This window comes from Mesorhizobium sp. M2A.F.Ca.ET.067.02.1.1 (assembly GCF_004023285.1).
Classification (GTDB): domain Bacteria; phylum Pseudomonadota; class Alphaproteobacteria; order Rhizobiales; family Rhizobiaceae; genus Mesorhizobium.
The window spans coordinates 1-4474 of sequence record NZ_RZSB01000501.1; the positions used below are offsets into that span (position 1 = coordinate 1).

The following is a 4474-nucleotide window of genomic DNA, read 5'->3' on the forward strand; positions in this document are numbered from 1 at the left end:
TCGCCGGCGTGCTGGAGCAGCACCATAAGGTGCAAATCCTGGACGAGGCGATCGAGGCGGCGGTCTCGCTTTCGCACCGCTATATCCCGGCGCGCCAGCTGCCGGACAAGGCGGTCAGCCTACTCGACACCGCCTGCGCCCGCGTCGCCGTCTCGCAGCATGCGACGCCGGCCGAGGTCGAGGACATCCTGCGCCGCCGCCAGGCGCTGGAGGTCGAAAGCGGCATCATCGGCCGCGAAGCGGCGATCGGCATCGACGTCTCCGACCGGCAGGCCCGTGTCGATGCCGGGCTGGCGGAAACCGAGACGAGTTTGGCCGCCGCCCAGGGGCGGTGGGATCGGGAAAAGGCATTGGTGGCTGAGATCCTCGACCTGCGCGCCAAACTGCGCGGCGAGGGTGTGCCGCTCGACGAGGCGGCGGCTGAGGAGACTGCCGGGACCGAGAGCGGGCACGGCGCGGCAAAGGCGCCCGAACAAAAGGCTGCCGAGAGCAAGGCTGGCGACGGCGCGGCTGCCGGGGCCAAGAAGGCCAAGACCCCGAAGGCCAAAGGAGCAAAGGCCGCAAAGGCCGAAACAGTTTCCGCCGAGCCGGCGGATGAAGCCGCCGCCGACCTGGCGAGGCTGCGCGAGTTGATGGCGGAACTTGCGGCCGCGCAGGGCGAGACGCCGCTGATCCTGCCGTCGGTCGACCGCAACGCTGTCGCCGCCGTGGTGCAGGATTGGACCGGCATTCCGACCGGACGCATGCTCTCCAGCCAGACCGAGAAGGCGCTGAAGCTCGCCGCCACCCTGTCCGAACGCGTCGTCGGCCAGGATCACGCAATGGAGATGATCGCCAGGCGCGTGCAGACCAGCCGCGCCGGCCTCGGCGCGCCGGAAAAGCCGGTCGGCGTGTTCCTGCTCTGCGGCCCCTCCGGGGTCGGCAAGACCGAGACCGCGCTGGCGCTGGCCGAGACGCTCTATGGCGGCGAGCAGAACCTCATCTCGATCAACATGTCGGAATTCCAGGAAGCCCACACGGTCTCGACGCTCAAGGGCGCGCCGCCCGGCTATGTCGGCTACGGCAAGGGCGGCATCCTGACCGAGGCCGTGCGCAGAAAACCCTATTCGGTGATCCTGCTCGACGAGGTCGAGAAAGCGCATCCCGACGTGCATGAGATCTTCTTCCAGGTCTTCGACAAGGGCATGATGGACGACAGCGAGGGCCGTCGCATCGATTTCAAGAACACGCTGATCCTGCTTACCTCGAATGTCGGCTCAGACGTCATCATGGATCGGACGAAGAACGGCACGGTCCGGACCGGCATCGACGATCTCGACCAGGCCCTGCGCGCGCCGCTGCTGAAGGTCTTCCCGGCCGCTTTCCTCGGCCGCGTCGTCACCATTCCCTATTATCCGCTGTCGGACGCGATGATCGAGGCGATCGCCCGGCACCAGTTCGGCAAGATCGCCAAGCGCCTCAAGGCAACCAACGACGCCGAGCTGGTGATCGGCGATGGCGTGATGGATTTGGTCAAGGCGCGCTGCACCGAGATCGAGTCCGGCGGGCGCATGATCGACGCCATCCTGACCAACACGCTGCTGCCGGAACTCAGCCGCGGCGTGCTCAACCGCTCGCTCGAGGGCAAGAAGATGGCGAAAGTCATCGTGGGTGCGTCGCCGGAAGGATTCACCTACTCCTTCGAATAGGACCTTGCCGCGGCGGGTCAAGATTCGACGGCGCCGCCGTCCGGCATGCCAAGTTCGTCGGCTTTGATGCTCCGGCATGATCTACGCCGAGGGGGGCGCTTCGACGGATTCGATCGCCTGGCACCGCCCGGAGGTGCTGACTGTCATCGAGGCGCTGCATTCCGCCTTCTGCTCGACTTAGCCGGTCGTTCATGGCCGTGCCCGGCTTTGATCAAGGTCAAAGCGACGCGAGGGGATCGGGGCTTACCTGTCTGGCAATGGCAAGTGAAATGATCGGACGGCGCTGGAGTGCTCGGCTGATCCGACCTCGGAGAAACACATGATCCTGAATAACGGCACCCTCGTCGCAGTTACGGATGGCGAGAGCCTTCGGCTGTTTCACAACAAGGGGCACGAACCTCATCTTGACCTGATCGAAGTCGAGGATTCGGTCCTTGAAGTGGCCCACGCCGGATCCGGCGGCAGGCATCGCAGTTCAACCGCCAATCCGGACGAGTCCCGGCTGGGCGAAGACGACTTTGCCGCGTCGATCGCGAGCTATCTCAATCAGAAGGCCCGCGAGAAAGCCTGCGAGCATATACTATTGATCGCCGATCCGCGCACACTTGGTGAGATGCGGAGGCACTATCAGCCGGCATTGAGCGCCAAACTCGTCGGCGAGATCGCCAAGGACTTCGTCAAGCATTCCGCGATGTCGATCAAAAGCGCCATAGAAGCCGCCTGACCGGATCGACACTCGGTTCGCCTTTGATTGGCACAACCACACTTGGCTTGGCGAGCACGCCGCGGTTCGTCGCCGGGCGTGCTCGGTGCCGTCTTACTGAACCTTGATGGTGGCCCACATGCCGTTCATGAAATGATCGGGGATGTTGCAGAAGACCGCGTAGAAGCCTGGCTTGAGGTCGAGCGTCAGCGAACCCGACTTGCCCGGATCGAGTTCCGAGACCTCGCCCAGATGGCCCGCCGCATCCTCATCGACACGGTTCTCGTTCGAAATATAGGGCAGCGTCGTCTTTTTTGGGTCCGCCACGGGCACGACGATCATTTCATGGACCGTGGCCTTGGAGGTGTTGGTCACATCGAAGGTCACCTTGCCAGCCGGCACGACCTTCTTGTCGACCTGAACCTTCATCATCGCCATGCTCATATTCGCCGGCATGCCCATCCCCATCTTGGCGTCGGCGTTCATGTCGCCGTTCTTGTCCCATAATTTCACGTTGACCGTGGAATCCGCGAACGCCGGCGCCGCAACGGCCAGCGTGGTCAACGCAAGTCCAATTCTCAGAAACTGCATCGAATGTGCTCCTGTCTGCCGTCCGGCGACCACAAAGGCGGACTGCTTGGAAAGATGATCGGCCGCGAGCGCTGTCTAGCAAGCCCAGCCTGACAACCCGCTGACGGTCCCGACGCCCGGTCGGTTGGCGATCAACATCACAGTCGACGATGTCTACGCGCGGAGGCAGTCGCCCGTGAGATCGGCAGCGTCCTGCTGTTTGCTGGTGGGACCAAGACAGGACGCAACGACCTTGATTCTCGTCAAGTTGGACAGGATGCGGCCAAACCGTCAGGACCACCCGGCAACCGGGAGCTTACCACAGGGAAAAATGCGAACCCAGGAACACGAGGGCCTGGCCGGTGATCAAGGGAATCCTCAGCAGCGGACCGTCCTCTCCGCTGTCCTGTACCGGCTGCCCGAGCACGCAGGGATGCGCCTTCAGCACATCTCTCCAGATGGTTGGAAAGTCCGATCCCTTGCTTCTCTCAGCATTGCAGGTGTCGACAAGCCTCGCGACGGCATTTCTCATTGAGCGGCGTTACCTTAAGTAGGTGATTGCGCCACATATGAAGGATTTCGATGCGAAGAATTTGATTTCGGTCAATGCGTCGAAAAATAGTCGCCTGCAGCGGCATCCACGCATCCCTTGCATGCGGTAGCGATGCTTCACCGCGAGAGCGCCGCGCGGATAAGCAGCGGCGTCAGTTCGACATCAGCCGATTAAGCCACACCTCGTCCAGCAAGGAGCGGGTAACGCCGCCGAACACCCACTCCCTCAACCGGCTATGCCCATAGGCGCCCGACACAATCAACTCGGCATTCATCGAGGCGAAGAAATCGACGAGGCGATTGCTTTCATCATCGGCCGTCTTGATGATCTCGGTGCGCGCCTTGATGCCGTGACCGGCCAGGAAGCTCGCCACGTCCTTGACGCTGTCCCTGGTCCAGTCGTCCGGATTGCGATCGACCGCGACGATGGTGACTTCCTCGGCCATGGCCATAAGCGGTACAGCGTCCGCCACCGCCCGCCTGGCCTCACGCGTGTCCTTCCAGGACACCACGATCCTGCGAGCCGGCAAATCCATCGCGCCCTGAGCCGCGACCAGGATCGGCCGGCCCGCGCGCAGCACCAGCGATCCTGGATCGACCGTGCGGTAGGAGTCGCCCGTCGACGCGCCCTGGGAAGCGCTGGTGACGACGATGTCGGCCATGCGGGCTCTCCGGGCCACGGCGTGATTCGGATTTTCGATATCGCCATGCCAGTCCGTCTTGACCGCTCCGGCCACCAGGCCGTCGAACTCGCCTTTCAGGCTGGTCAGGCGGCGTCGGATCTCATCCCGCGACTGTTCCCAGATATCGGCGGCGATCGCCGCGCCCTCAGGCGCCATCGTCACCGGCAACGGCGCATCCGCGGCGCAAAACCCTATCAAACGGGCGTCAAAGCGCTTGGCGAGATTCACGCCGATCCGCGTTACCGGTTCGATCGGACCGTCGATGTTGAGGTTTAGGA

4 protein-coding genes are annotated in these 4474 nt (G+C 63.4%); 2 read left to right on the plus strand and 2 right to left on the minus strand.

The features are described 5' to 3' along the window. On the plus strand, nucleotides 1–1688 hold a 1688-nt coding region (locus EOA28_RS26085; protein WP_128315437.1), incomplete at its 5' end, for an AAA family ATPase. A gap of 319 nt (nucleotides 1689–2007) precedes the next feature. After that, nucleotides 2008–2412: a host attachment protein gene (locus EOA28_RS26090; protein WP_127250917.1), complete on the plus strand. Its 405-nt coding sequence runs from the start codon at nucleotides 2008–2010 to the stop codon at nucleotides 2410–2412. Nucleotides 2413–2505: 93 nt separating this feature from the next. Here the strand turns inward: EOA28_RS26090 and EOA28_RS26095 are convergent, their stop codons facing one another. Next, the gene (locus EOA28_RS26095) at nucleotides 2506–2982 is read right to left on the minus strand and encodes a plastocyanin/azurin family copper-binding protein (RefSeq protein WP_245463186.1); all 477 of its coding nucleotides are present in this window, start codon (nucleotides 2980–2982) and stop codon (nucleotides 2506–2508) included. Nucleotides 2983–3665: 683 nt separating this feature from the next. After that, a partial coding sequence (locus EOA28_RS26100) for a universal stress protein (RefSeq protein WP_148670856.1) occupies nucleotides 3666–4474 on the minus strand: 809 nt, incomplete at its 5' end.